Raw genomic sequence first — 26,381 nt, 5'->3', positions numbered from 1 at the left:
CCGCCCGGCCCGGACCTCTCAGCGCTTCAGCCGCTGGTCGCGCGCCTGCTGGTCGGCCACGGCCTTGTCCAATTCGGCCTGCAGGGCCGGCTGCTGCACCGGTGCATCCAGCACGAACACCTTCACCCCGTGCGCAGGCACGTCAGCCTTCAGCGCCCCCGTCACTTTCACCTCGCCGCCGTCCAGCGCGTCCCGCCAGGTGCCGGCCTGCAGGTAGCGGTCCACGTTGAAGGTCTTCGCGGCATCGCCCTTGTTCAACAGCACCAGCGCAGTCTGCGCTACGTCGGCGTGCTGCAGCACGCGGAAGAACACCGCTTCATCGCCCTGCAGACGTTCGTTCACCTGCAGGCCGCGCTGCAGTGCGGGCGTGGCTTCACGCAGCTTGGCGATGCGTTGCAGCGGCGCGAAGATCGGGCTCTGCGGGGCGGCGTCCACCCGCGGCTGGCCGAAATAGGCGCGGTTGCCGGCATGTTCCGCACGGCCGCGCATGAAGCCGGTTTCCGAACCGTAATAGACCACTGGAATGCCACGTGCGGTGAACAGCCAGTTGTGCGCGTCGATGAAGCCGTTGTCGCTGGCCTGCAGGCGCGGCATGTCATGGTTGTCGTAGAAGCTCATCAGCTCGTACGGGTTGGCGTACGGGCCACCGGTCAGGTGCAGTGGCTCGGACAGGGTTTCAAACCCCTTGCCGGCGGTGCCGAAGGTCTGTTCCAGCGCGCCGCGCAGCGGGAAGTCGAGCACGCTGACATTGGCGTTGGCCGGCCAGGTGTGTTCGGCGATGCTGGCCGCGTTGTAGTCGAACGCTTCGCCGAACATGAACATGCCCGGGTGCTGCGCGCGGATGCGGTTGACGAACTCGTGCCACCACGGATGCGGCAGCCAGCCGATGGTGTCGATGCGCAGCGCATCCACGCCCTGCGCGGTCCACTGCAGGTAGGCCCCCACCAGGTAATCCATCACTGCCGGGTTGTCCTGGTTGAAGTCGCTCAGCTCGGCCAGGTTGCCGTCGAAAATCGAGCCGTCCTTGCTGTCGACCGGACCGATGTTGTTGTAGAACGCGTGCAGCGGATTGTGCTTCGGGTCCAGCTTCTGCGGCGGCAGGTTCTGGTGGTCGGCGATCAGCGTGCCGTCCTTGTCGAAGATCTGGCCGAACTGCGGCTGCCGCTTCGGCATGGTCCAGGCCGGCGACCCGTGGTTGCCGACGATGTCCAGCACCACCTTCAGGCCGGCGCCGTGCAGGCCCTTGGTCAACCCGGCAAAGTCCAGGTCCCTGCTCGGCAGGTGTTCATCGAGTTTGTAGAAGTTGATGCCCCAGTAGCCGTGGTAGCCGGTCTTGCCACGGTCTGTCAGGGTGCTGGTGCAGCTGATCGGTTTGCTGCCGGTGAACGCTTCATCCGGGTTGTCGACGATGGGGGTGATCCATACCGCACCGAAACCGAGGTTGCGGATGTAATCGGCATTGTCGAGCACGCCGCGGAAGTCACCACCGAGATAGCCGATGTTGCCGTCCACCTTGTCCGGGCACGGCACCGGGATATCGAACGTGCGGTGCTTGCCGCCCTGGTCGCGGTGATCGTTGGACGGATCGCCGTTGACGAAGCGGTCGGTGACCACGAAATACACCGCGTCGCTGGCGAACGGTTCGGTGGTGCCGACATAGGACGGACGTGGCGCAGCCGCGGCGTGGCCAGTGAACAGCACAAGGGATACAGCAACAGACAGCGCACCACGCATCACACCACCTCCGGACGGGACGGAACCCGCAACACGCACAGGCCGGCAATCAACAGACTGCAGCCACCCAGCACCAGTACATGCATCGGCTGGCCTCCCAGCCATGCGCGCAGGGCGAAACCGAGCGCACTGGCCGCGACCAGCTGCGGGATCACGATGAAGAAATTGAAGATACCCATGTACACACCCATCTTCGCCGCCGGCACGCTGTCCGACAGCAGCGCATAGGGCAACGACAGGATCGAGGCCCAGGCAAAACCCACGCCGACCATCGACAGCAGCAGCCATTGCGGATCGTCGATGAACATCATCGAGATCAGCCCTGCCCCGCCCAGCCACAGGTTGACCAGATGGCTCCAACGCAGCCCGATCGCCCGCACCATCGGCGGGATCAGCAGCGCGGCCAGTGCGGCGAAGCCGTTGTAGGCACCGAACAGCACGCCCACCCAGTTGGCGCCTTCGTTGTAGGCCGCCGATTCGACGTCGGTGGAACCGAAGTGCATGCCGGCCACTGCGCGCGTGGTGAAGATCCACATCGCGAACAGAGCAAACCACGAGAAGAACTGCACCCAGGCCAGACGACGCATGGTGATCGGCATCGCGCGCAGGTCGCCGACGATGGCTGCCAGCATGTGCGTGCCCGGCAGTACCCGCGCCGCCGCCAGCAGTGCGCCGTAGCCCGCGCACAGGCCGGCCAGCACGTACAGCATCTTGTCGCCCTGGCGCCACGCGATCAGCGCCGCCAGCAGCACGCCGAGCCCCAGCCACAGCGCAACCTGCGCCCACGGCGCAGGGCCGCTGACCGCAGTGCCGGCGTGGTGCGCCGGTGGTTCGGCGTCATCGAAGCTGGCCAGCTCGTCGGGCGAATACTCACGTGTGCTGACCACCGTCCAGGTGATCGCCGCCAGCAGCACCACCGCGCCGAAGTAGAACGCATAGCGCACGGTATCGGGCACTTCGCCCGCCGCTGCCGTGTTGGCAACGCCGAAGTGGGCCAGGATGAAGGGCAGGAAGCTGGCAACGATCGCGCCGACGCCGATGAAGAAGCTCTGCATCGCATAGCCGGCCGGCCGCTGCCGCGGGGCCAGCTGGTCGCCGACGAAGGCGCGGAACGGCTCCATCGATACGTTGATCGAGGCGTCCAGCACCCACAGCGTGCCGGCCGCGATCCACAGCGTCGGCGAGTTCGGCATCACCAGCAGGGCCAGCGTGGTCAGCACCGCGCCGATCATGAAGAACGGGCGGCGCCGTCCCCAGCGCGTCCAGGTGCGGTCGGACAGGTAGCCGATCACCGGCTGCACCAGCAGGCCGGTCAGCGGCGCGGCGATCCACAGTCCTGGCACCGCCTCCATGTCCGCACCCAGTGTTTCGAAGATGCGGCTGGCGTTGGCGTTCTGCAGGGCGAAACCGAACTGGATGCCAAGGAAGCCGAAGCACATGTTCCAGATCTGCCAGAACGACAACTGCGGCTTTGCAGGACGACTCATCGTGCGTCCTCTGTTGCCGCCACCGGCGCCATCTTCAGCGCCTGTATCTGGGCCTGGTTGAGCACGCCATCACGCCCGCCCTTGCCGCCGGTGTAGTGCGCGAAGTGCTGCAGCGCGCTCATGTTGAAGCCCTCTTCCAGGGTCACCGTGCAGCGGCCCTTGGGCACCGCGAAGGTTGCAGCGGTCGAATCCTGCGCCGCCACGCTGTGCGGCAGAGCCACCGTGTGCCGCTGCGGCGGCTGGCCCTTGCACTGCACGGCCAGCTGTTTCACCGCCGCGGTCACACCGGTGTTGATGGGACCGTTCGGGTTGCTGTACTGCAGGCGCAGGCGCACGTGGCCCGCCTTGGCGGCGTTGAACTGCCACTGCCGGCTGCCACGCAGCACCTGCTGCGGGCCGACGCAGACCATCGGACTGTGCAGTGATTCCAGCACACCTTCGCGACGGGTCAGGCTCAGGCAGTGCTGCAGTCCGTCATCACCGACGCGCACCTGGCCCTTGCTGGCCGAGGCCGCGACACCGTCCTGCCAAAGCACCTGTCCGGCGGCGACTGCGACGGTCCAGCTCTTGCCGTTACGCTTTGCCTGCGGCGCCAGCGGCGTGGCCGGCGCACGTGCATTGGCATCGGCACGCGGCACATCATGGCTCGCCGCTGCCGGCGCGGCGACCAGCTGCACGGTCGTCGTGGCACCACGCGTGCGCGTCTTGCCCGCGACCAGCAAGCCAGCGCCCACCTGCTTCGGGCGCTCCAGCACATAGCGCTTGCCACCCGACTCCAGGCTGATCCGCTTCTGCTTTCCGAACAGCTCCGGCACCAGCTCGGCCGGCAGCTTGGGCTGCACGCGACCGTCGTCCTGCACGCCGAACACACCCTCGGTCACCATCGACAGATAGCCGGCCACCGACCACAACTGGCGCTCGGAGTTGACCACCGGGCCGCTCAAGGCACCTTCGTCCACGTGCACGGCCTGGGTCACCAGCTCGTAGTTCTCCATGTTGGAGCCGGCCAACGCCGCCCCCTGCATCAACGAGCGGATCTCCGCGGCGATGCGCGGCGCGTCGTCTACCTTGCGCGCCGCGCGCAGCGAGTAGGCGCTGACGAAAGGCCAGATCGCGCGGTTGTGGTAGATCGGCTGCTGCGCTTCCTGCGGCCACACCACCGGGCTGCCGGCAGCACCCATCGGATAGCCCGCCAGCGCACGGCGCGCACGCTCAGCAGGCAGCACATCGGCGAGGATGCCCAGCGACAGGCCGAGCAGATCGATCTTGGCGTACGGCACCGGGTGCGCCGCTTCGCCGATGTAACTCATGTACTGGCCCATGTCTTCACGCCAGAAGCGTGCGTCGATCTGCCCCCCCAGTGCGTCGGCCCAGGCCTTGTACTGTTCGCTGCGTTCGTCACCCAGCTGCGCGGCCATCTGCTGCGCCAGGCGCAGCGCCTGGTAATGCAGCACGTTGGTGGACAGTGCGTAGGAGTCGCCGATGAAGCGCACGTCCTCGCGTGTCCAGTCCGGATAGGTCTGCTCGCGCCAGTCGAGGAACGAGGTCTCGCCGCGATACAGGCCCATCTGCGCGTCGAACACCATCGCCCGATCCTGCGCCAGCGTGCCCTGCAGCGCCTGCCAGACCTGCTCGGCAAACGCAGGATCATCGAGCAGGTGGCGTGCGGCCAGGAACCACACCACGCGGTCGCTGCTGATCGGCCAGCTGCCGCCGGAGCCGGTGTCCTGGGCCACGAACAGGCCGGGCGTATGCCCGTCGCGCGCCGCCGACAACTTGAACTGCAGCGACTGCCGGGTGCGCTTCGGGTCCAGCTTGGCCAGCGCCAGGTCGGCAGCGAAGCTGACGTCGCGCGTCCACACGTACGGCCAGCGCGCGCCGGTCTGGAAGCACTCGCAGGGTACCGGACGGCCTTCATCGAAGGCCGGATCGCGGATGGCGTCCACCCGGTCCTGGTCCATTTCCTGCTGGGCCAATGCGAACAGCGCGTCGAACATCACGCTGCCGGTCTGGCTGCGCATGGGCGCGGCGGCGATGCGCACCTCGCCGCGCCCTTCCGGTGTGCGCGCATGCAGCACGAAGCTGCCATTGGCAGCGGCTTCGGCACGCGCCTGGCGGCCGTCGAATGTCAGGTCGGCCGCGTGCGCGGTCGTCCCCAGCGCTGCCCCCAGGGCAGCGGTCAGGCAAATGATCTTCAGCATCGAAGCGGCAGACCGGCTTGCGCCCGTCGACCTCCCTCCCTCTCTGCACCGTTGTGGGTCCGCACTGCCGTTGCCGGCGTGCGGGCGCGGCACCTCCCTCAAGGTGCCCTGGCCCCATGGTAGACGCGGGGCTGTCGGCTGCGTCCAGCTGCATACGTATTCATGGCGCGCGGCACCGGCGCACCTGCTGCGCTGGCTTATGGTCCGGGTCTGTCAACGGCGCCTTGGGAGGGGAAATGCCGACGTCACCCACAACGGTACGCGCAGTGATCGCGCACGCCTTCGGCCTGGCCCTGTTGGGATTGGCCACGCTGGCACAGGCGGCTGCACCGCAGATCGCCAGCGTCGAATCACCGGACAAGGTATTGAAGGTCAGCCTGGTGCTGGACGGCGGCACCGCACGCTACCGCGTCGAGCGTCTCGGCCAGACCGTGGTGGCCGATTCGAAGCTGGGTTTTGAACTACGGGATGGTCGCCTCGACCGCGACTTCAGCCTGCTGGCGCAGGAACGCCGCAGTGTCGACGACCGCTGGGAGCAGCCGTGGGGCGAGCGCCGCCTCACCCGCAACCACTTCAACGAACTGACCGTGCATCTGGCCGAAACCACCGGCAGCAAGCGCCGGCTGGACGTGGTGTTCCGCGTCTACGACGACGGCCTGGGGTTCCGCTACGTGTTCCCCGAGCAACCAAACCTGCGCGAAGCGATCATCGATGACGAACTGACCGAGTTCGCCATCGCACCGGAGTCCACCGCCTGGTGGATACCCGCTGGCGAACCGATCCACTACGAATACCTGTACCAGCGCACGCCGCTGCGCGAAGTGCCGCTGGTGCACACGCCGATGACCCTGCGCAGCCACGACGGCCTGCACGTGGCCATCCATGAAGCGGCCCTGGTCGACTACGCCGGCATGTGGCTGCGCCGCACCGAGGGCCAGCGCCTGCGCGCGCAGCTTTCGCCTTCGGCCGAAGGCTGGAAGGTACGCCGCGCCCTGCCCTTCGCCACGCCATGGCGCACCCTGCAGATTGCCGACCGCGCCGGCGGGCTGGTCGAGTCAGACCTGATCCTCAACCTCAACGAGCCCAATGCGCTGGGCGATGTGAGCTGGGTGAAGCCGGCCAAGTACCTGGGGGTGTGGTGGTCGATGCACCTGGACAACGAGAGCTGGGCGACCGGACCGAAGCATGCCGCCACCACCGCGAAAACGCGGAAGGTCATCGATTTCGCCGCCGCGCACGGTTTCCGTGGTGTGCTGGTGGAAGGCTGGAATCCGGGCTGGGACGGCAACTGGGTCGGCAACGGTTACGACTTCGACTTCACCCGCGCCACGCCGGATTTCGACATCGAAGCACTGTCGGCGTACGGGTTGAAGAAGGGCGTGCACCTGATCGGCCACCATGAAACCGGCTGCGCGATCGAGCACTACGAAGACCAGCTGGATGCTGCGCTGGACCTGTATGCGCGGCTGGGCGTGGATCAGTTCAAGACCGGCTACGTCTGCGACGACGGCCAGGTCGATCGCCGCAATCCAGCAGGCGGCCCGCTGTGGCGCGAGTGGCACGACGGGCAGTTCATGGCCCGTCATCACCTGAAGGTGGTGCAGGAAGCCGCGCGCCGGCACCTGGCGGTGAATCCGCACGAGCCGATCAAGGACACCGGGCTGCGTCGCACCTACCCGAACTGGATCTCGCGCGAAGGCGCGCGCGGGATGGAATACAACGCCTGGGGCCAGCCACCGAACCCGCCCGAGCATGAGGTCAACCTGGTGTTCACCCGCATGCTGGCCGGGCCGATGGATTACACCCCCGGCATCCTCAGCCTGAAGGGCCGCGGTGGCCAGGCCATCCCCAGCACGCTGGCCCGCCAGCTGGCCCTGTACGTGGTGCTGTACAGCCCGATCCAGATGGCCGCGGATCTGCCCGAGCACTACCTGCAGCACCGCGACGCGTTCCGCTTCATCGAGGACGTCGCGGTGGACTGGGAGCAGAGCCGCGTGCTCGATGGCGAGGTCGGCGACTATGTGACGATCGTGCGCCGCGACCGCAACAGCCGCGACTGGTTCCTCGGCAGCATCACCGATGAGAACGGCCGCGTGCTGCCGGTGTCGCTGGGCTTCCTGGAGCCGGGCGTGCGTTACCGCGCCGAGATCTACCGCGATGGCGACGGCGCGGATTTCCGCAGCAATCCCTTCGCCTTCAAGCGCGACACCCGCGAGGTCAGCAGCAACGATTCACTCACCCTGGTGCTGGCGCCGGGCGGCGGGCAGGCAATCCGATTTACACCGGTCCACTGAACGCTTGCCGGCCTGCGCGCCCATGTAGCGCCCGAGCCCGTGCTCGGGCGGCGGTGCGCAGCACCGGAACGCAGCCGAGCGTGGGCTCGGCTCTACGGAACGATGCACCTGAAAGCGATTACAACCCTGCAAACGCCATTGAATACGTATGCAGGGTGATTCCCACGAAGAACGCGCTGCCTACCATAGCGGCGACGACAGCGGCCACCGCGTCGCACGTCCTCGACAGCATCGGGACGACCACGAATCGCACTACAACATTGCCTGGGAGGGGAAAATGTTGAACCACAAGCGCAGTGCGCTGAGCATCGCGTTGGCCGTCGTACTGACGCCGTCGCTGGCAGCAGCACAGTCCACGCAGACCACCACCCCGCCGACCGGCACTGCCGCCACCAACCTGGATACCGTGCAGGTCACCGGCATCCGTCGCGGCATCGAAAGCGCCATCGCCACCAAGCAGGACGCCACCTCGGTGGTCGAAGCGATTTCCGCCGAAGACATCGGCAAGCTGCCCGATGTCAGCATCGCCGAATCGATCTCGCGCCTGCCCGGCCTCGCCGCGCAGCGTGTGGCCGGTCGTGCGCAGGTGATCAGCGTGCGCGGCCTGTCGCCGGATTTCGCCACCACCCTGCTCAATGGCCGTGAAGTGGTCAGCACCGGCGACAACCGTGGCGTCGAGTTCGACCAGTACCCGTCCGAGCTGGTCAACGGCGTGACCGTGTACAAGACCCCGGATGCGGCACTGGTCGGCCAGGGCCTGTCGGGCACCATCGACATGCATACCGCACGTCCGCTCAGCTTCCCCGACCGCGTCATCGCGATCAGCGGCCGCTACCAGAAGAGTTCGCTGGGCCGCGCCGCCGACACCGATCCGTACGGCAACCGGTTCAGCGCCAGCTACATCGACCAGTTCCTGGACAAGACCCTCGGCATCGCCATCGGCTACGCGCACAGCGACATGCCGATCCAGGAAAACCAGGTGGGCCTGTACGAACCGTGGACCACCGAGCACACCACCAACGGCAACCGTCCGGGTGTTGCCGCTGGCACCTACTTCACCGATGGCATCAAGGCACTGCGCCGCACCGGCAACAACAAGCGCGACGGCGTGATGGCCACGATCCAGTTCCGGCCGAACAACAGCTGGACCAGCACCTTCGATGCGTTCCACACCGAAGCCGAGCAGATCGACACCGCCAACCAGTTCGAGCTCAACCTCAGCAACTACAACGGCAACTACACCCCGGGCCTGCTGGTCAGCAACCCGCAGGTCAACGCCAATGGCACCTTCACCGGTGGCACCGCCAGTGGCGTGTACCCGCTGGTGCGCGGCATGTACAACAAGCGCAAGGACAAGATCGATGCGTTCGGCTGGAACAACGAGTTCACCTTCGGCAGCGTCAAGCTGGTCGCCGACCTGAACTATTCCAAGGCCACCCGTGACGAGCTGAACCTGGAAAACAACCTGCAGCTGACCCCGATGCCGCAGCTGGATACGGTCGGTGTGCAGTTCCGCCAGGATGGCTTCTCGCAGATCAGCCCGGGCCTGAACTACTCCAACCCGGACGCGCTGTTCCTGACCAACACCATTTACGGTTCTGGTTACGGCAAGGTGCCGAAGGTGGAAGACCGCCTGAAGGGCGGCAAGCTGGCCGCGACCATCGCGCTGCCGGAAGCAATGGCGTCCTGGGCACCGGACCTCGACATCGGCGTGAACTACGCCGATCGCCGCAAGGTGAAGACCCAGTCTGAAGGCAACATCCTGCTGGGCGCGCAGGGCGATGCCAACATCGCATCGGATCTGCAGTACCGCCCGGTCAACCTCGGCTTCGCCGGTCTGGGCACCATCCCGGCCTGGAACGTGCCGGGCGCGGTCGGTCGTTACATGACCTTCAATCCGGTCGACAACCTCGACTACCTGATTCCCAAGTCGTGGACGGTGCAGGAAAAGATCACCACCGCCTGGGCGCGCCTGAACATCAACACCGACATCGGCGTGGTCGGCGTGCGCGGCAACATCGGCGTGCAGATGCAGCACACCGACCAGAGCTCGGACTCACGCTACTGGGACAGCTCGCAGGCGGCCGGCAACAACATCCAGCCGTACTCCGATGGCCGCAAGTACAACGACTGGCTGCCGAGCTTGAACCTGGCCTTCATGTTCCCGCACGAGCAGACCCTGCGCTTTGCTGCAGCCAAGCAGGTCGCCCGCCCGCGCGTGGACCAGATGCGGGCCGGCCTGGAGTTCGGCGTGGATACCGGTACCGGCCGCCCCGGCGGCAGTGGCGGCAACCCGCTGCTGGATCCGTGGCGCGCTACCGCGCTCGACCTGTCCTACGAGAAGTACTTCGGCGAGAAGGCCTACGTGGCCGCCGCGATCTTCTACAAGGACCTGAAGAGCTACGTCTACACGCAGTCGGTGGACAACTACGACTTCACCGGGCTGCTGGGCAACTATGTGCCGCCGCCGGGCATGGTGGTGCCGGTGCTGCCGACCGGCACGTTCTCGACCCCGGTGAACGGCAAGGGCGGTACGCTGAAGGGCCTGGAGCTGACCGCGTCGTTCCCGCTGGACATGCTGACCGACAGCCTGCGTGGCTTCGGCGTGCAGGCCAGCGCGACCTTCAACAAGAGCGACATCCAGATCCTCGATCCGGAAAGCGCATCCAGCGTCGGCACCGACCCGATCAGCCTGCCCGGCCTGTCCAAGCGTGTGTACAACTTCACTGCCTATTACGAGCGCAGTGGCTTTGAAGCACGCGTCAGCCAGCGTCGTCGTTCGGACTTCATCGGCGAGATCGGCAACTTCAACGGCAACCGCACCCTGCGCTACGTGGTGGGCGAGAACGTGACCGATGCGCAGATCAGCTACACCTTCAGCGACAGCAGCAGCATGCGCGGGCTGACCCTGCTGCTGCAGGGAAGCAACCTGACCAACGAGCCGTACCGCACCTACGCCGGCACCCGGGATCGTCCGCTGGAGTACATCGAGTGGGGCCGCACCTACATGCTGGGCGTGAACTACAAGTTCTGACCTGCACGGTAGTGTCGGCCGCTGGCCGGCAACCCACCGGAAACCCGCTGCGCAGGCAGCGGGTTTTCTTTTGCGCGAGTGCCGCGACGGCCTCCGGTGGGTCATCGGCAAGGCCCATCCACGCATGGCGTGGATCTACTGACATCGGTGCACCGCTGCAACGTGCGGATGCCGATCACCGCAACACGGCCCCGGTAGATCCACGCCATGCGTAGATGCCGATCACCGCCACACGGCCCAGTAGATCCACGCCATGCGTGGATGCCGATCACCGGAACATCGCCTCTCCAGTAGATCCACGCCATGCGTGGATGCGTTGCACCGGAACACCGCCTCTCCAGTAGATCCACGCCATGCGTGGATGCCGATCACCGCCGCACGGCCCCGGTAGATCCACGCCATGCGTGGATGCCCTGCACCGCAACCGCGCCCACAAAAAAGGGACGGGGCGCTTCGGCCCCGTCCCCGCAAGTACCGCCACCGGAGAAATCGGTCAGCTGCGTCGTGCGCAATACACCGCGCGCGGCGGCAGCTGGAGTTCGTTGCCCTGCACCGTGCCCGCATCCGGGCCCGGTACGGCCACCTGCTGCCAGGTACCCGCCGGCAGCGGATGGGTCACCGCTTCGGCCGACAGGTTGAAGGCCAGCAGGAGAGTTTCATCTGCAAGCATACGCTCGAACAGTAGCACTGGTTCGGCACTGTCCAGGAACCGGATGTCACCGTGCAGCAGGGCTGGCTGGGTGCGGCGCCAGGCCAGGAAGCCGCGGAAGGCCGACAGCACCGACTGCGGATCCTGCGCCTGCACCGCCACGGCCGCGGCCTGGTGCTCGGCCGGGATCGGCAGCCACGGCTTGCCCGTGGTGAAGCCGGCCAGCGGCGCGTCGATCCACGGCAGCGGCGTGCGGCAGCCGTCGCGGCCCTTGAAGTTCGGCCAGAAGGTGATGCCGTACGGGTCCTGCAGCGCCTCGAACGGCACCTCGGCCTCGGCCAGGCCCAACTCCTCGCCCTGGTACAGGCAGACCGAGCCGCGCAGTGAGCACAGCAGCGCCACCAGCATCCGCGCCAGGCGCGGGTCGGCCGGATGCCCACCCCAGCGGCTGACCGCCCGCTCCACATCGTGGTTGGACACGGCCCAGCACGGCCAGCCCTGGGTCATCGCCGCTTCCAGTCGCGACACGGTGTCGCGGATGTAGGCCGCGCTGTAGTCGTTGACCAGCAGCTCGAAGCTGTAACCCATGTGCAGGCGGCCGTCCTGGGTGTATTCGGCGGTGGTCGCCAGCGAGTCCTCCGAAGAGATCTCGCCCAGGCTCACCGCCTCCGGGTACTCGTCCAGCAGGGCGCGCAGCTGCTCCAGGAACGGCAGGTTCTCCGGTTGGGTGTTGTTGTAATAGTGGTACTGGTAGGCGTACGGGTTGTCCGCGCTGAAGCCGCGACCGACGCGCTTGTCGGCCGGCTTGGGCGGGTTGTCGCGCAGCTGCGCGTCATGGAAGCAGAAGTTGATCGCATCCAGGCGGAAGCCATCCACGCCGCGGTCCAGCCAGAAGCGCACGTTGTCCAGGGTCGCCTGCTGCACCTCCGGGTGATGGAAATTCAGGTCCGGCTGGTCCACCAGGAAGTTGTGCAGGTAGTACTGCTCGCGGCGCGGTTCCCACTGCCAGGCGCCGCCGCCGAACAGCGACAGCCAGTTGTTGGGGGGCGTGCCGTCCTCGCGCGGATCCACCCACACATACCAGTCCGCCTTCGGGTTGCTGCGGTCCTGCCGGCTCTCGCGGAACCAGGCATGGTCGATCGAGGTATGGCTGAGTACCTGGTCGATCATCACCTTCAGGCCAAGACCATGCGCCTTGGCCAGCAGCCGGTCGAAGTCGTCCAGGCTGCCGAACAGTGGATCGACATCGCGGTAGTCGGCGATGTCATAGCCGAAGTCGGCCATCGGCGATCGGAAGAATGGCGAGATCCAGATCGCATCCACGCCCAGCGCGGCGATATGGTCCAGGCGCTGGATGATGCCCGGCAGGTCGCCTACCCCGTCGCCGTTGGCGTCGAGGAAACTGCGCGGGTAGATCTGGTAGATGACGGCTCCGCGCCACCATGGATAGTGCGACATCGACAGCCCCCTCCGGGCATGCGGGACCCGCTGCAAGCGGGCTGAAAACCAACTCCCGCAAGCTTAGCGGCGGTCCACGACGATGGCGCTGCCTGCATACGTATTCACGCCGGACACCGTGGTCGGCGGCATCCGGCGGCGGCCTGGGAACCGGTTTCCTCCCCAATTCACAGGCAACGCCTATAATCAGGGATGAGCCTGAAAGCCTGATCGCATGACCATCACTGAAGACACCCGTCCCGCCCTGGGCCTGTCCCAGATCCAGTCGCTTGCCGCAGCCGACATGGCTGCCGTCGATGCCCTGATCCGCCGCCGGCTGTCCTCGGATGTGGTGCTGATCAACCAGATCGCCGACCACATCATTTCCGCGGGCGGCAAACGCCTGCGGCCGATGCTGGTGATGCTGGCCGGCCATGCGGTCGGCGGCGCCGGCCCCGAGCACCACCAGCTGGCCGCGATCATCGAGTTCATCCACACCTCCACCCTGCTGCACGACGACGTGGTGGACGAATCCAGCCTGCGCCGCGGCCGCAGCACCGCCAATGCGCTGTGGGGCAACGCGCCGAGCGTGCTGGTGGGCGACTTCCTGTACTCGCGCAGCTTCCAGCTGATGGTCGAGCTGGACCGGATGTCGGTGATGCAGATCCTGGCCGACACCACCAACCGCATCGCCGAAGGCGAAGTGCTGCAGCTGCTGCACGTGCACAACCCGGACACCGACGAAGCGGCCTACCTGCGCGTGATCGAGCGCAAGACCGCGGTGCTGTTCGCCGCCGGTACCCGCCTGGGTGCACTGGCCAGCGGCGTCGATGAAGCCACCCAGCAGGCCCTGTACGACTACGGCATGCATCTGGGCTACGCCTTCCAGATCGCCGATGACGTGCTGGATTACTCGGCCAACGCCGACGAGCTGGGCAAGAACCTCGGTGATGACCTGGCCGAGGGCAAGGCCACGCTGCCGCTGATCCACGCGATGGCGCATTCGGACGAGGCCACCCGCCAGCGCCTGCGCGAGATCGTGCAGAACGGCGACGCCTCGGCGATGCCGGAAGTGCTGGCTGCGATCCAGGCCACCGGTGGCCTGGAATACAGCCGCCGCCGCGCCGAGGAATATGCGGAAACCGCCGAGCGCGCGCTCGACGGCCTGGCCGACAACGATGCCGTCGCCGCCCTGCGCGGCCTGGCCCGCTACGCGGTACAGCGTTCGCATTGATTGCTTCGCCGGGCATGGCCCGGCGCTACCGCACGCGATCTGGTAGCGCCGGGCCATGCCCGGCGGACACGGCGCCTCAACGCTTTTCGAAGCGCTCCTCGAAGAACTCATCCAGCGCCTTCCAGGCACGCTTCGCCGCACGCTCGTTGTACTGGCAGCCCGGCGGGCTGTTGGCATCACGCTCGGCAAAGCAGTGCACCGCACCGCTGTAGTTGGTGAACTCCCAGTCCACCTTGGCCGCATCCATTTCCTTCTGGAAGCTGCCGATATCCTCCGCGGTCACGCTCTTGTCGTCGGCGCCATTCAACACCAGCACCGACGGATGGCTGCCACCGGCCTGCGCCGGCAAGGGCGACCCGAGCCCGCCATGCAGGCTGACCACGCCCGCCAGCGGCGCACCGGCACGGGCCAGTTCCAGCACCGTGGTGCCACCGAAGCAGAAGCCCACCGCGCCGATCCGGCTGGCGTCCAGCGGTGCCTTGCCCGCCTGCGCCTTCAGCACGTTGACCGCCTCCAGCGCCCGCGCCCGCAGCAGCGGCCGGTCATTGCGCAGCTTGGTCGCCACCGGACCGGCCTCGGCATCGGTCTTCGGTCGCACGCCCTTGCCGTACACATCGGCCACCAGCACCACGTAGTCATCGCCAGCCAGCTGCTTGGCCTTCTCGATGGCCGATTCGTTCACGCCCTTCCAGTTCGGCACCATCACCAGGCCCGGGCGCTTGTCGTTGTCGCCATCGTCATAGACCAGCACCCCACTGAAGGTCGTGCCCTGGTGCTTCCACTCCACCGGCTGCGTCTTCATCGCCGCCCACGCTGGCATCGCCGCCAGCCCCAGTACCATCGCCACGCCGCAACGCCAACGTTTCATGCGCCTGCTCCAGAAAAAAGGGGACGGAGGGGATTAAGCCGTAATCGCCCCTCCCGCGTCGCATTCTGCATTGGCTGCGTGACGCAGGTGTGGTTGGATACGACCTGATCCCCTCCGTCCCCTCTCTGCATGAACCTTGTTGATCGCTTTCTGTCTGGCCTGACCCCGCGCTTGCCCGAGGACGATGCCCCGCAATGGGCATGGACCGAAGGCGCCAGCGACGCCGATCTGCAACGCCTGCGCGCGCAGTGGCCGCAGGTTCCCGCCAGCCTGGTCGAGCTGCTGTCGCGCGTGGACGGCACGCACTTCCGCCAGTACCCGAAGGGCGAGGTCTGCGTGCTGATGCTGGGCTCGGACGTCGGCGACTATCCGTACTACCTGCGCTCGGTGGCGCAGATCTTCGAAGACCAGCAGCAGTGGGACGACAGCATCCGCTCCATCTACGAAGAATGGCTGGATGAAGAACCGGAGATCCTCGGTGCCGGCATCGATGCCGACCTGCCGATGAGCCGTCGCCTGTGCTTCTCGCACTGCATGAACAACGGCGGCACCTCGATGCTGTATCTGGATTTCGATCCCGCACCCGGCGGCAGCGTTGGTCAGGTGGTGCGCTACCTGCACGACCCGGACAGCTACGTGGTGATCGCCCCCAGCTTTGATGCGTACCTGCAGCAGCTGATTGATCGCGATTACGCGTTCATCAACGAAGACGAATGAAGGCAGCCGAGCGTGGGCTCGGCTCTACAGTAGATCCACGCCATGCGTGGATGGATTCACGCGGTATCCCGTTGGGGTCAGAGCCCTTTCCTGCGGAAAGGGATCCGACCCCTCAGGCGATCCCGATCCCCGGAATCGCGCTGATCGTGTCCGGGTCGAACCCGGCCAGTTCGGCGAAATGCCGCCCACGTGCAACGTAATCGCGGTAGGCGCCATAGCTCGGCGCCCCCGGCGACAGCAGCACCACCCCACCCTGCTCGCCCAGTGCGCGACGCGCCAGCGCCATCGCGTCGGGCAGATCGGCAGCAGCATGCAGACCGAAACGGCCGGCGTCGGCCAACGGCTGCAGCATCGCGTGGATGCGCGGGCCGTTGCTGCCCATGGTCACGATCTCCACCGGCGGCACGTCGTGCGCCATGTGCTGCATGAAGTCGGTCCAGTCCAGGCCGCGATCATGCCCACCCACCAGCAGCGCGATGCGCTGGCCGGCGAAGCACTCCAGCGCCGCCAGGCTGGCATGCGGCGTAGTGCTGATCGAATCGTTGATGTAGGTGAGGCCATCGGCCTCGCCAATCCGCTGCAGGCGATTCGGCAGCGGCCGGAAATCCTGCACGGCCGGCGCCAGCGCCACCGCATCCAGGCCCATCGCCTCCAGCGCGGCCAGCACCGCGCACAGGTTGCCGCGGTTGTGCCGGCCCGGCAGTGGCGTGTTGCGGGTATCGAACACCGCCTGCTCGCCGCGATGCACGATGTCGCCGCGCATATGCCAGCCCTGCGGTTGGTTGAACCAGACCACCTCGCTGGCGGGCAGCGTCAGCGCGGCCAAGTGCGGGTCTGCAGCATTGAGCACGGCAACGCGCGGCGCGGCCCCGGTCACCAGCTGCAGCTTGTCTTCGATGTAGCGCTGCTCGCTACCGTGCCAGTCCAGGTGTTCCGGGAACAGGTTCAGCACCACGGCCACCTGCGGGTGCGCACCACTACGTGCGACCTCGCCGGTCTGGTAGCTGGACAGCTCCACCGCCCAGTACGCGGGCGCCGGTTGCGGGTCCAGCACTTCCAGCAGCGGCAGGCCGATGTTGCCGACCAGACCGGTGCGATGCCCGGCTGCGCGCAGCAGATGCGCGACCAGCGCGGTGGTGGTGCTCTTGCCCTTGGTACCAGTCACGCAGATGGTGTCGCGCACGGTGCCTTCGGCATCGGCATGTTCGGCGAACCACAACGCCGTGCCACCGATGAAGACGGTGCCCTGCCCGGCCGCCGCCAACGCGATCGGCAGATACGGGCTGATCCCGGGCGACTTGATCACCACGTCGAATGAAGCCAGCGCTTCGGCCGTGGGTTCGCCGCGTACATCCAGCACGCCCCGTGTTTCCGCACGCGCCGCCTCGACCTCGGTGGCCGGGCAGAACAGGCTCAGGCCAAGCGATGGCAGGCGCGTTCGCAGCACCGCAAACGCGGCACGCCCCTCACGGCCCCAGCCCCACAGCGCTACGCGCTTGCCTTCAAGCTGCGAAATCTTCACGCACCCGTTCCCACAGCGTCGCCGGAATACGATGTTCGCCCTGCAGCTGCATCAACGGCGCCAGCTCCAGTTCGGCCGCATCCAGCTGCGGCCGGATTTCATTGCAGAAGCGCTTCACCAGCACGTCTTCCTTCCACTCCGGGCGCTGCGCCAGGGTTGCCATCGCCGCACGCGATTCGCGGCCTTCGCCTACGCATTCGAAGGGCTTGTGGTCCTGGAATTCCAGCAGCGCGTCGAAGCCACCGGCCTGCTCGATGTCGTCCAGCAGGTTGCGGCCGAAGATGCGCACCAGGCGGGTCTTCGGCATGAACGGGGCCAGCGCCAGGAACACGAAGTGACACTTCGGGCAGACGCCGCACCAGCGGTTCACCGGGCGCTCGCCAAGGATGTGGAAGTTGCGGTTGCAGCTGGAGAAATGCGCGTCGTAGAAATCGCTCTTGGCGAACTGGCGCGCCACCGCCAGCTCCGACATCGGCCGCAGCAGCGAGTAGTACTGCAGATCAGCGGCCACCTGTTCCTGCACGTACATGCCGAAGGCCTGCTCGAACGCCCAACCCTTCGACCACTGGTGGTTGACCTCGCCGGTGCCCGGAATCTGGCTGCCGTAGCTGGCCGAACGTTCGTTGGAGAACACCACCTGGTCCACGCCCTGCAGCACTGCAGCCAGCACCATGATCGCCGAGTTCACCGCGGTGACCGGGATGTGGCCGTTCCAGGCGCCTTGGCGGTTGAGCTCGAACAGTTCCGGCGCCAGCGCGCGACCGAGGTTCAATGTCGGCAGCCCGGTGCGCTCGGCACAGGCACGGATCAACTGCGAACCACCAATCCAGGTCACCGTCTCGTCCACGCCGGCGCGACGCAGCGCTTCAATGCTGACCAGCGAATCCTTGCCGCCACCGATGGCCACCAGCGCATGCGCCTGCAGGCCCAGCACCGGTGCCTGCACTGTTTCGCCCTGCACCGGCAGGCGGAAGCGCCCACGCAGGTTCAGGCCGTTGCGGTAGGCGAACTCACCCAGGCCGTTGAGGTAGATGGTCTCCACCAGCGCCGCGGTATCGGCATCGATGCTGTAGCTGTCGATGCTGACCGTATCGGGCACACCGGCCTTGTAGTAGCTCACACCGGCAATCAGGTGCAGCAGCCGCAGCGCGCGCTGCACGGCGTCGGCACGCGCCGGCTCCAGCACGAACGGGGCGCCGGGCACGGTAACGGTTTCCACCATTTCCGGGCCGTCATCGAAGGCGTAGACCAGCTTGGCCACGCCGGTGTCCGCGGCGAATTCGCAGCGGACGAAGCGGAAGCGGGAAACCTGGTGTTTATCGAAAGCAGTCATGGTGAATCCAGTTCAAGCACGGTCAGGCACGTGCCCGCGCGCAGGCGCGGGACGTGTCGGTGGGCGGGTGCAGGGCGCGGAAGGCGGCGATCATTCGATCACGTCCTCGCGCGGCATCGCCCGTTGGTTGTAGGTGTTGGACATCACATAGCCGTAGGCACCGGCGTCGGCGATCAGCATCACATCATCCGGCGCGGTCGACACCGGCAGCTTGCGGCGCTTGCCGAACACATCGCTGGATTCGCAGATGGGACCGACCACATCGAACGCCGCTTCGGCGTAACCGCCCTGGCGGCTGAGGTTCTCGATGTCGTGCCAGGCGTCGTACAGGGCCGGGCGCATCAGCGTGTTCATGCCGGCATCCAGGCCGACACGGCGCACGCCGTCCTTTTCCACCACCTGGGTGGCGTGGGTCAGCAGTACGCCCGATTCGGCCACCAGGAAGCGGCCCGGCTCGATTGCCAGGCGGAATGCCGGGTGCAGCGCCTTGACCTCGGCCAGGCCCTCGGCCCAGGCCTCCAGGTCGAACGGCTCGTCTTCGTCGCTGTACGGAATCGGCAGGCCACCCCCGATGTCGATGGTCTGCACGCTGCCGATACGACGCGCGAAACCGGCCAGCTCATCGCACATCAGGCGCCAGTGCTGGGCGGTTTCCACGCCACTGCCCAGGTGCGCATGCAGGCCGACCACGCGGGTGCCCAGCTCGGTGGCCGCGCGCACGAACTCGTCCACGCGCGCGATCGGCAGGCCGAACTTGGATTCCTTGCCACCGGTGCGGACCTTGGCGTGATGGCCTTCGCCACGGCCCAGGTCCACGCGCAGCCACAGCTCGCGGTTGCGGAACAGGTCCGGCCAGCGCTGCAGGGCTTCGACGTTGTCGACAGTGACGGTCACGCCCAGCGCGAACGCCGCTTCGTACTCGCTGCGCGGGCAGAAGCTGGGGGTGAACAGCACGCGCTTGGGCGACAGTTCCGGAATGGCCTGGAACACATGCTTCAGCTCACCGTGCGACACGCACTCCAGGCCGAAACCTTCGGCTTCCAGCAGCTGCAGGATGGCCGGATGGCTGTTGGCCTTGATCGCGTAATAACGCTGGTCGATCGGCTTGATCGCCGCCAGCGCACGGGCACGTGCCCGTACCGTCGGCAGGTGGTAGACGTAGCGCGGGGTGCCGGCATCGGCCAACTGCAGCAGATGCGCTCGCTGGCCACGCCACCATGGCGTACCGCGCGGGCGCACGGTGCCGGCGATTTCGCGCCAGCGCGGGCCGAACACTTCGGTCTCTTCCACCGGCATCGCGCCGCTGTCGATCAGTTCGGCGTGCAGGATCGGCAGCAGGCCGTCAGCATCGGCCTCGTCGATGACGAAGGTCAGGTTCAGGTCGTTGGACGACTGCGAAATCATGTGCACGCGCTCACGACCGAAGGTCGCCCACACGTCCGACAGCTTGTGCAGCAGCGAGCGCATGCCCAGGCCGACCAGAGTGATCGCCGCGCACGGCACGATCACCTTGACCTTGCAGATCTGCGACAGGTCGGCCGACAGCGCGGCCAGCACATCGGTGTTGACCAGGTTCTCGGACGGGTCCAGCGACACGGTGACGTTGGTCTCGGCCGAACCGATCAGGTCCACCGACAGGCCGTGCTTCTTGAACAGGCCGAACACATCGGCGAGGAAGCCGACCTGCTGCCACATGCCGATGCCTTCCATCGACACCAGCACGATGCCGTTGCGGCGGCTGATCGCCTTCACCCCCGGCACCGGCGCGGCGTTGCCGTCGATGCTGGTACCCGGCAGTTCCGGGCGCTCGGTATCGAGGATCGCCATCGGCACGCCGGCATCGCGGCACGGCTTGATCGAGCGCGGGTGCAGCACCTTGGCACCGGTGGTGGCGATTTCCTGCGCTTCGTAATAATCCAGGCGGGTCAGCAGGCGCGCGTCCGGCACGTCCTTGGGGTTGGCGCTGAACATGCCCGGCACATCGGTCCAGATCTCCACGCGGCTGGCGCCGAGCAGCGCACCGAAGTAGGCCGCCGACGTATCCGAACCGCCGCGACCGAGAATGGCCGTGCCACCGTCGGCATGACGCGAGATGAAACCCTGGGTGATCAGCAGGCGCGTGGGCTGCGCGCGGAAGCGCTGCGCCCATTCCGCATCGGCACGCCACTGGCAGTTCACCGACAGGCGCTGCGACCAGTCGCTCTGGTTCGGCTGCGGCGGCAGCGCGTCCAGCCACTGGCGCGCATCCATCCAGCCGAAATCCAGGCCGCTGGCACGCAGGTAAGCCGCGCCCAGGCTGGAAGACAGCAGTTCACCCTGGCCCAGCACTTCGGCCTGCCAGTCCAGCGGTCGGCTCGGCGCACGCGGGTCGTCCAGCAGGCCCTGCAGCGCGGCCAGCCGCTCGGCCAGCACCTCGGCGCCCAGGCCCAGTTCTTCCAGGAAGCCCTGGTGGCGCTCGACCAGCGCCGCCACGCGATCAAGGCTGTCCGGCGCGCCATCGGCAATCGCGGTCAGTTCGTTGGTGACCCCGGACAGTGCCGAAACCACCACCAGCACGCGCGCGCCAGTCTCTTCCGCCCGTTTTTTCGCCAGCTTCCCGATCGTGTCCCAGCGGTGGCGACGCGACACCGAGGTGCCGCCGAACTTCAGTACGATCCAACGATCGACAAGGGAGGAAGCTGACATGGATAGGCTATGTGTAATGTGGGGAAGCCGCCCTTGGGGGCGGAACCTTCGATTCTAAGCCCAATACACCCGTCAATGACCGCCTACCGCTACCTGCAGCTCGATGTCTTCGCCCACCACCCCGGTACCGGCAACCCGCTCGGTGTCGTGTTCGACGCGGATGGGCTGTCAACCGAGAGCATGCAGGCCCTGGCCGCCTGGCTGAACCTGTCCGAGACCGTGTTCTTCCTGCGCCCCACCGCTGCCGGCGCCGACTACCACGTCCGCATCTTCACCCCCGCCAGCGAGCTGCCCTTTGCCGGCCATCCCAGCGTGGGTGCCGCCTGGGCCGCGGTCACCTGCGGCCTGGTGCAGCCACGCGACGGGGCCCTGGTACAGCAGTGCGCGGCCGGCCTCCTGCCGGTGCAGATCACCGGCCCGGCCAACGCGCCCACCATCCGGCTGGCCAGCCCAGCGGCGCGCCTGCTGCCGACAGCATCGGGCGCCGTCCCGGAAGCGCTGCGCGCCGTCATCGCCGAGGGCCAGGGCGCCGAACTCTGGGAAAACGGCCCGCGCTGGTGGCTGCTGCCGTTGCGCGATGCCGAGGCCGTACGCACGCTGCTACCGGACATGGCGGCCCTGCGCGACTGGAGCATGGCCACCGATGCGCTCGGCGTAGCCGTGTTCGCGCTCGAACCCGGTGCCGATCATGATCTGGTGGTGCGTGCGTTCTGCCCTGCGGATGCGCCCAACGTGCCCGAGGATCCGGTGACCGGCAGCGTCAACGCGCTGATCGGCGCCTGGCTGCGGCAGCGCAATGCCCTGCCCGGCAAGAACGGGAGCTACATGGCCAGCCAGGGCCGCGAGGTCGGCCGCGACGGCCGCGTCCAGGTCACCGTCGATGCGCAGGGCACGGTATGGATCGGTGGCCAGGTGCAGCCGGTGATCGACGGCCACATCCGCTGGTAGCGCCGGGCCACGCCCGCCGGCCTGCCGCGCTGCGCGCTCGCGGGGGCATGGCCCCGCGCTACCCTATGCGGCCTGTTTCCTGGAGTTCCCGCCTGATGTCCGCACGCCGTTTCCTGCAGCTGGATGTGTTTTCCCCGCGCCCGGGCGCCGGCAATCCGCTGGCTGTCGTGCTCGATGCCGAAGGCCTGGACGATGCGGCAATGCAGGCCATCGCCCGCTGGACCCGCCTGCCCGAAACCACCTTCGTGTTCCCGCCACAGGCGCCCGGCAGCAGCTATCGGCTGCGCATGTTCAGCCCGCAGAAGGAAGTGCCGTTCGCGGGCCATCCCAGCGTCGGCACTGCCCACGCGGTGCTGCAGGCAGGCATCGCCGTGCCGGTTGACGGAGTACTGGTGCAGGACGGGATCGCCGGGGCGTTGCCACTGCGCGTGACCGGCGAAGGCGCCCAGCAGCGCATCGCGATCCGTACGCCGCGTGCACAGCTGGCCGAGACCGCGGTTGCCGACGATCCGCGCCTGCAGCCCGCCCTGCAGGGCTGGCCGCTGGGTACGCTGCCACCTGCGCGCATGCAGGGCGGTCGAAGCTGGTGGGTCGTGCAGGTTGCGGACGAAGCCGCGTTGCGCGCCCTGCGCCCCGATTGGGACGCGATCGCCACGCTGGCTGAATCGACCGACAGCATGGGTGTGTTCGCCTATGCCTTTGCCGATGGCAGCGACGGTTACGACCTGGCCGTACGCGCCTTCGTCGGCAATGGACGCCGCTTCGAGGATGCCGCTTCGGGCGCGGCCAACGCCGTACTGGCGGCCTGGCTGGATCTGCGTGATGCCCTGCCGCGCGGCCGCCAGCCCTTCGAAGTCAGCCAAGGCCGCGAAGTCGGCCACGATGCGCGCCTGACCCTGCTGGTCGACGAAGACGGCGAGGTCTGGTCCGGTGGCCAGGTGCAGACGGTGATTTCCGGCACCATCGACTGGTGACTGCCCGTACGAGGTAGCGCCGGGCCATGCCCGGCGTCTTTCCGCTGCGCTCGCCGGGCATGGCCCGGCGCTACCACCTTCTCAGCCCAGCTCGGCTTCCAGACTGATCGGCACTGCGCTCAGTGCCTTGGAAACCGGGCAGTTCTGCTTGGCGTCATCGGCGATCGCGCGGAATTGCGTCGCATCGATTCCTGGCACCACCGCCTTCACTTTCAGCCGGATCTGCGACAGCTGCGGGCCGCCTTCCATCGACAGGTCGACCTTGGCTTCGGTATCCAGCGAGGTCGGGGTGAAACCGGCTTCGCCCAGCTTGGCCGACAGCGCCATGGTGAAACAACCGGCGTGCGCGGCGGCGATCAGCTCTTCGGGATTGGTGCCCTTTTCATCACCGAAACGGCTGTTGAAGCCATAGCGGGTTTTGTCCAGCAGGCCGCTCTGTGGCGTGCTCAACTGGCCCTTGCCCGACTTCAGGTCGCCTTCCCAATGCGCGGTAGCGTGTCGCGAGATTCCCATGTCCTGCTCCGTTGTGGCTGCGATGAACCGATACCCTGGCACGCACCACGTTAGCCCTGCGTCGCTCCGCCGCATGCGCCGCGCCTGTCCCGAGCCAGCGAGTGGACACTTCTTCGCCACCAACCCGGCGATTTTTCCCTTGTTTTCAGTCATTTCGCCAACACGACCGCAAACACGGACACTGCGGTGCAGTGCACCACGACACCCATTTCCCGCACGACCGGCCATGTACTGAATCGGCCTGGATATGAAAAAACATGCACTTTCAGCGCTCCAGGCTATTGGCGGCGCCCAAGAGTTGCCCTACATTGCGCTTGCCGACGGGGTTCGGCGCCGACCAAACAACCAACCGTTCACGGAACAGGAAACCATGGCAAAGACCGCTAAGAAGGCTGCCCCGAAGAAGGCAGTGAAGAAAGTCGCGACGAAGGCTGCCGCCGCCAAGCCGGCCGCTCCGAAGCCGATCAAGGAAGTGCTGACCAAGTCGGGCCTGGTTGCACACATCGCTGAAGTCTCCGGCGTTGTCGCCAAGGACGTCCGCGCTGTGCTGGCCTCGCTGGAAGGCGCTGTCGCCGCTTCGGTGCACAAGAAGGGCGCAGGCTCGTTCACCCTGCCGGGCCTGCTGAAGATCAGCACCGTCAATGTGGCAGCCAAGCCGAAGCGCAAGGGCATCAACCCGTTCACCAAGGAAGAGCAGTGGTTCGCCGCCAAGCCGGCCACCACCAAGCTCAAGGTTCGCCCGCTGAAGAAGCTCAAGGACGCTGCGCTCTAAGCGCGCGCCCTGCAGCGGATACCTGACGGGACGGCCTTGGCCGTCCCGTTTTTTTTGCTCTGCTCTCCAGTAGATCCACGCCACGCGTGGATGCTCTACTCTGCGACCCCGCAACACAGCGTTTCCCGCGCCCACGCAATCACCCGCACAGGCCCGCCGCCCATGGCCGCGCCGCTGTTTTTCCAGTGCAGGAACGAACCGGGTGGAACACTGCGTGCAGCCCCGGCCATCGCCGACGGCCAATGCCTTGCCTATGGTGGACACATTCCTCCCCACCAGCGCGAGCACCCCCATGGCCAGCCCCTCCACCCGCTACCGGATCTCGGTGACCCCGATCGAAAAGGACGGGCACCAGTGCACCGGGCGCTGCACCATCGAACTGGAACACCGTGCCAGCCGCGACCTGATGCGCCTGCTGGAATCAGCCCCGCGCACGGCAGGCCTGAGCGGCGACGAACGTGCCACGCTGGTGGTGGCCACCCAGCTGCTGCGTGACATCGTGCAGCGCCATGCAGACACCGACGGCCATGCACTGGCAGCGATTTCCGCACAGGTGCTGCCGGCATTGGATGCGCTGGAGCAGCTTCCCTCTTCGCGCTGAGTCGGCCCCGGCCGCTACACTGCCGCCTTCCAGGTCGCCTCGGGGAGGAGGCAGACATGCGCGGTTCTCTTTACCTGCTGATCCCGTTGCTTGCGGTGGGGTGTTCCAACCCGACCCCTCCAGCCGACTCCACCACGTCGGACTCGGCCCCCGCTGCACCCCCCCCTGCCGTGCCAACGACGAAGGCGGCATCGGAGGCAGCTGCCGTCGACGCGATCGCCATCGACCCGCTGTATGGCGCCGTTGCCATCGGCAGCGAATCGCCCGCGGCGATGCTCAACCGCTACATGCTTGATCTGCTCAACCAGAACAAGGCGCGCAGCGACGCGGCGTGGACCTATGCCCCGGCCGACCCGCGTCATGCTGACGACGCCGTACTGCGCCTGCTGCCCGACGTGCGCAACCTGCGCCTGGACAGTGATGTGGCGCTGCCACGCGACGATGCGCAGCCACCGCGCCTGCTGGAAGTGCCGGTGAAGATCCGCGCGGTGACCGCCAGCGGAACCTTCCGCTACCACGGCTGGTACCGCGTACGGCCCAGCGCCGACGGCCGCGCCTGGCAGATCCAGTCGGCCAGCCTGCAGCCAACGCTGGACTGAACCGTTGCAGCGGTGTGTACCCGCGATTCAGCGGGCAAAGCTACTCTGTAGGCCTCTTCGATCCTTCTTCCGGTCACCGCCATGCGCCTGCGTTCCCTGATGACCCGCCTTGCCGCCTCAACCGTGCTGATTGCTGCCGCGATCGGTGCGCAGGCCGCCCCTTCGATCTCCGGTCGTGAACTGGCGGTCGGCGCCAGCGACGTGCAGCAGTACCTGGACGGCAGCTTCCCGCGCACCCAGGACGCACTGGGCGGCCTGATCGCACTGACCATGAGCCACCCGCAGCTGAGCCTGCCGGCAGGCGAACGATTGAACCTGGGCATGGACGTGGCGCTGGCCACTGCGGGCGGCAACCCGGCCAAGCTGGGTACCGTGAAGCTCAGCAGCGGCCTGCGCTATGACGCGCAGACCCAGGGCTTCCACCTGCAGCAGCCGACCGTGGATGATTTCACCCCGGCCAACCAGGGCGGCCGTCTCGACTCGCGCACCCGCGGCCTGCTGAACGCATGGCTGAGCGACTACGCCCAGCGCGAACCGATCTACAAGCTGGACCCGGCCGTGGCCGGCCTGCTCGGTGCCCTGCAGGTGCAGTCGGCGCAGGTGAAGAACGGCAAGCTGGTGGTGACCTTCAACCAGAACCTGGGCAACCTGGTGCCGGCCGGCGTGCTCGGCAAATAAGCCCCCGCCAGATACGGTAGCGCCGGGCCATGCCCGGCGGCTTCTGCCATTTCCGCGCTTCGCGCTCGCCGGGCATGGCCCGGCGCTACCGCATCACAACA

The 26,381-nt window shown here is 67.0% G+C and carries 19 protein-coding genes; 10 read left to right on the top strand and 9 right to left on the bottom strand.

What is annotated here, in order from left to right:
- Positions 1 to 18: 18 nt before the first annotated feature.
- Genes AC27VL_RS04455 through AC27VL_RS04445 form a run of 3 tightly spaced genes read right to left on the bottom strand, consistent with a single transcriptional unit; the run spans position 19 to position 5,422 of the window.
- Positions 19 to 1,734, bottom strand: a complete 1,716-nt coding sequence (locus AC27VL_RS04455; protein ID WP_488765638.1) for an alpha-amylase family glycosyl hydrolase — start codon at positions 1,732 to 1,734, stop codon at positions 19 to 21.
- Positions 1,734 to 3,221: an MFS transporter gene (locus AC27VL_RS04450; protein WP_380658135.1), complete on the bottom strand. Its 1,488-nt coding sequence runs from the start codon at positions 3,219 to 3,221 to the stop codon at positions 1,734 to 1,736. The genes AC27VL_RS04455 and AC27VL_RS04450 overlap by 1 nt, the downstream gene beginning before the upstream one ends.
- Positions 3,218 to 5,422, bottom strand: a complete 2,205-nt coding sequence (locus AC27VL_RS04445) for a glucosidase family protein (protein WP_488765636.1) — start codon at positions 5,420 to 5,422, stop codon at positions 3,218 to 3,220. Before AC27VL_RS04445 ends, AC27VL_RS04450 begins: the two co-directional genes overlap by 4 nt.
- Before the next feature lie 236 nt (positions 5,423 to 5,658).
- Here AC27VL_RS04445 and AC27VL_RS04440 point away from each other — a divergent pair, with 236 nt between their 5' ends.
- Together AC27VL_RS04440 and AC27VL_RS04435 are read left to right on the top strand one after the other, a co-directional pair.
- Positions 5,659 to 7,716: a glycoside hydrolase family 97 protein gene (locus AC27VL_RS04440; RefSeq protein WP_100551777.1), complete on the top strand. Its 2,058-nt coding sequence runs from the start codon at positions 5,659 to 5,661 to the stop codon at positions 7,714 to 7,716.
- 277 nt (positions 7,717 to 7,993) lie between these two features.
- A complete protein-coding gene (locus AC27VL_RS04435) occupies positions 7,994 to 10,750 on the top strand; it encodes a TonB-dependent receptor (RefSeq protein ID WP_488765635.1) in 2,757 nt (918 codons plus the stop codon).
- 493 nt (positions 10,751 to 11,243) lie between these two features.
- On the opposite strand, the gene AC27VL_RS04430 is transcribed toward AC27VL_RS04435, so the two are convergent.
- Positions 11,244 to 12,857, bottom strand: coding sequence for an alpha-glucosidase family protein (locus tag AC27VL_RS04430; RefSeq protein ID WP_488765634.1), 1,614 nt, complete (start codon positions 12,855 to 12,857; stop codon positions 11,244 to 11,246).
- A 214-nt stretch (positions 12,858 to 13,071) separates the two neighbouring features.
- Between AC27VL_RS04430 and AC27VL_RS04425 the strand changes: the two genes are divergently transcribed.
- The gene (locus AC27VL_RS04425; RefSeq protein WP_100551775.1) at positions 13,072 to 14,070 is read left to right on the top strand and encodes a polyprenyl synthetase family protein; all 999 of its coding nucleotides are present in this window, start codon (positions 13,072 to 13,074) and stop codon (positions 14,068 to 14,070) included.
- Positions 14,071 to 14,146: 76 nt separating this feature from the next.
- Here the strand turns inward: AC27VL_RS04425 and AC27VL_RS04420 are convergent, their stop codons facing one another.
- On the bottom strand, positions 14,147 to 14,938 hold the full coding sequence (locus tag AC27VL_RS04420; RefSeq protein WP_346560103.1) for a dienelactone hydrolase family protein: 792 nt from the start codon (positions 14,936 to 14,938) through the stop codon (positions 14,147 to 14,149).
- 129 nt (positions 14,939 to 15,067) lie between these two features.
- Between AC27VL_RS04420 and AC27VL_RS04415 the strand changes: the two genes are divergently transcribed.
- Positions 15,068 to 15,655, top strand: a complete 588-nt coding sequence (locus AC27VL_RS04415; RefSeq protein ID WP_488765633.1) for an SMI1/KNR4 family protein — start codon at positions 15,068 to 15,070, stop codon at positions 15,653 to 15,655.
- Between the two features lie 112 nt (positions 15,656 to 15,767).
- On the opposite strand, the gene murD is transcribed toward AC27VL_RS04415, so the two are convergent.
- The 3 genes from murD to AC27VL_RS04400 form a co-directional block, all read right to left on the bottom strand.
- Positions 15,768 to 17,177 carry a UDP-N-acetylmuramoyl-L-alanine--D-glutamate ligase gene (gene murD, locus AC27VL_RS04410; protein WP_100551772.1) on the bottom strand — a complete coding sequence of 470 codons (1,410 nt, stop codon included), beginning with the start codon at positions 17,175 to 17,177 and terminating at the stop codon, positions 15,768 to 15,770.
- The gene (murL, locus tag AC27VL_RS04405) at positions 17,158 to 18,510 is read right to left on the bottom strand and encodes a UDP-N-acetyl-alpha-D-muramoyl-L-alanyl-L-glutamate epimerase (RefSeq protein ID WP_100551771.1); all 1,353 of its coding nucleotides are present in this window, start codon (positions 18,508 to 18,510) and stop codon (positions 17,158 to 17,160) included. Before murL ends, murD begins: the two co-directional genes overlap by 20 nt.
- 90 nt (positions 18,511 to 18,600) lie before the next feature.
- Complete coding sequence (locus tag AC27VL_RS04400; protein ID WP_488765632.1) at positions 18,601 to 21,195, bottom strand: bifunctional aspartate kinase/diaminopimelate decarboxylase; 2,595 nt, start codon at positions 21,193 to 21,195, stop codon at positions 18,601 to 18,603.
- Positions 21,196 to 21,270: 75 nt separating this feature from the next.
- On the opposite strand from AC27VL_RS04400, the gene AC27VL_RS04395 reads away from it, so the two are divergent.
- Positions 21,271 to 22,143: a PhzF family phenazine biosynthesis protein gene (locus AC27VL_RS04395; RefSeq protein ID WP_488765631.1), complete on the top strand. Its 873-nt coding sequence runs from the start codon at positions 21,271 to 21,273 to the stop codon at positions 22,141 to 22,143.
- Between the two features lie 95 nt (positions 22,144 to 22,238).
- Positions 22,239 to 23,117 (top strand): PhzF family phenazine biosynthesis protein, encoded by an 879-nt coding sequence (locus AC27VL_RS04390; protein ID WP_100551768.1) that lies wholly within the window; start codon positions 22,239 to 22,241, stop codon positions 23,115 to 23,117.
- An 81-nt stretch (positions 23,118 to 23,198) separates the two neighbouring features.
- Here AC27VL_RS04390 and AC27VL_RS04385 read toward each other — a convergent pair whose 3' ends face one another.
- Entirely contained in the window at positions 23,199 to 23,630 is a 432-nt protein-coding gene (locus AC27VL_RS04385; protein ID WP_019659396.1) for an OsmC family protein, read from the bottom strand.
- 370 nt (positions 23,631 to 24,000) lie between these two features.
- On the opposite strand from AC27VL_RS04385, the gene AC27VL_RS04380 reads away from it, so the two are divergent.
- The 4 genes from AC27VL_RS04380 to AC27VL_RS04365 all read left to right on the top strand — a co-directional run bounded on the left by AC27VL_RS04380 (position 24,001) and on the right by AC27VL_RS04365 (position 26,280).
- The gene (locus AC27VL_RS04380; protein WP_089239384.1) at positions 24,001 to 24,402 is read left to right on the top strand and encodes an HU family DNA-binding protein; all 402 of its coding nucleotides are present in this window, start codon (positions 24,001 to 24,003) and stop codon (positions 24,400 to 24,402) included.
- Positions 24,403 to 24,694: 292 nt separating this feature from the next.
- Positions 24,695 to 25,003, top strand: coding sequence for a DUF3861 family protein (locus AC27VL_RS04375; protein ID WP_089239382.1), 309 nt, complete (start codon positions 24,695 to 24,697; stop codon positions 25,001 to 25,003).
- Positions 25,004 to 25,059: 56 nt separating this feature from the next.
- Complete coding sequence (locus AC27VL_RS04370) at positions 25,060 to 25,602, top strand: hypothetical protein (protein ID WP_488765630.1); 543 nt, start codon at positions 25,060 to 25,062, stop codon at positions 25,600 to 25,602.
- Between the two features lie 81 nt (positions 25,603 to 25,683).
- Positions 25,684 to 26,280, top strand: coding sequence for a YceB family lipoprotein (locus tag AC27VL_RS04365; RefSeq protein WP_089239378.1), 597 nt, complete (start codon positions 25,684 to 25,686; stop codon positions 26,278 to 26,280).
- The last annotated feature ends 101 nt before the right edge of the window (positions 26,281 to 26,381 follow it).

It is taken from the genome of Stenotrophomonas sp. 14P6.2.3, from assembly GCF_057799055.1.
The sequence above is the reverse complement of the archived record's forward strand: the minus strand, read 5'-3'. Positions and strand labels throughout refer to the sequence as shown.

Excerpts from the sequence above, each read along its gene's own strand:
- AC27VL_RS04455 (WP_488765638.1), bottom strand. The coding sequence starts at position 1,734 with ATGCGTGGTGCGCTGTCTGTTGCTGTATCCCTTGTGCTGTTCACTGGC.
- AC27VL_RS04450 (WP_380658135.1), bottom strand. The coding sequence starts at position 3,221 with ATGAGTCGTCCTGCAAAGCCGCAGTTGTCGTTCTGGCAGATCTGGAAC.
- AC27VL_RS04445 (WP_488765636.1), bottom strand. The coding sequence starts at position 5,422 with ATGCTGAAGATCATTTGCCTGACCGCTGCCCTGGGGGCAGCGCTGGGG.
- AC27VL_RS04440 (WP_100551777.1), top strand. The coding sequence starts at position 5,659 with ATGCCGACGTCACCCACAACGGTACGCGCAGTGATCGCGCACGCCTTC.
- AC27VL_RS04435 (WP_488765635.1), top strand. The coding sequence starts at position 7,994 with ATGTTGAACCACAAGCGCAGTGCGCTGAGCATCGCGTTGGCCGTCGTA.
- AC27VL_RS04430 (WP_488765634.1), bottom strand. The coding sequence starts at position 12,857 with ATGTCGCACTATCCATGGTGGCGCGGAGCCGTCATCTACCAGATCTAC.
- AC27VL_RS04425 (WP_100551775.1), top strand. The coding sequence starts at position 13,072 with ATGACCATCACTGAAGACACCCGTCCCGCCCTGGGCCTGTCCCAGATC.
- AC27VL_RS04420 (WP_346560103.1), bottom strand. The coding sequence starts at position 14,938 with ATGAAACGTTGGCGTTGCGGCGTGGCGATGGTACTGGGGCTGGCGGCG.
- AC27VL_RS04415 (WP_488765633.1), top strand. The coding sequence starts at position 15,068 with ATGAACCTTGTTGATCGCTTTCTGTCTGGCCTGACCCCGCGCTTGCCC.
- murL (WP_100551771.1), bottom strand. The coding sequence starts at position 18,510 with ATGACTGCTTTCGATAAACACCAGGTTTCCCGCTTCCGCTTCGTCCGC.
- AC27VL_RS04400 (WP_488765632.1), bottom strand. The coding sequence starts at position 21,195 with ATGTCAGCTTCCTCCCTTGTCGATCGTTGGATCGTACTGAAGTTCGGC.
- AC27VL_RS04395 (WP_488765631.1), top strand. The coding sequence starts at position 21,271 with ATGACCGCCTACCGCTACCTGCAGCTCGATGTCTTCGCCCACCACCCC.
- AC27VL_RS04390 (WP_100551768.1), top strand. The coding sequence starts at position 22,239 with ATGTCCGCACGCCGTTTCCTGCAGCTGGATGTGTTTTCCCCGCGCCCG.
- AC27VL_RS04385 (WP_019659396.1), bottom strand. The coding sequence starts at position 23,630 with ATGGGAATCTCGCGACACGCTACCGCGCATTGGGAAGGCGACCTGAAG.
- AC27VL_RS04380 (WP_089239384.1), top strand. The coding sequence starts at position 24,001 with ATGGCAAAGACCGCTAAGAAGGCTGCCCCGAAGAAGGCAGTGAAGAAA.
- AC27VL_RS04375 (WP_089239382.1), top strand. The coding sequence starts at position 24,695 with ATGGCCAGCCCCTCCACCCGCTACCGGATCTCGGTGACCCCGATCGAA.
- AC27VL_RS04370 (WP_488765630.1), top strand. The coding sequence starts at position 25,060 with ATGCGCGGTTCTCTTTACCTGCTGATCCCGTTGCTTGCGGTGGGGTGT.
- AC27VL_RS04365 (WP_089239378.1), top strand. The coding sequence starts at position 25,684 with ATGCGCCTGCGTTCCCTGATGACCCGCCTTGCCGCCTCAACCGTGCTG.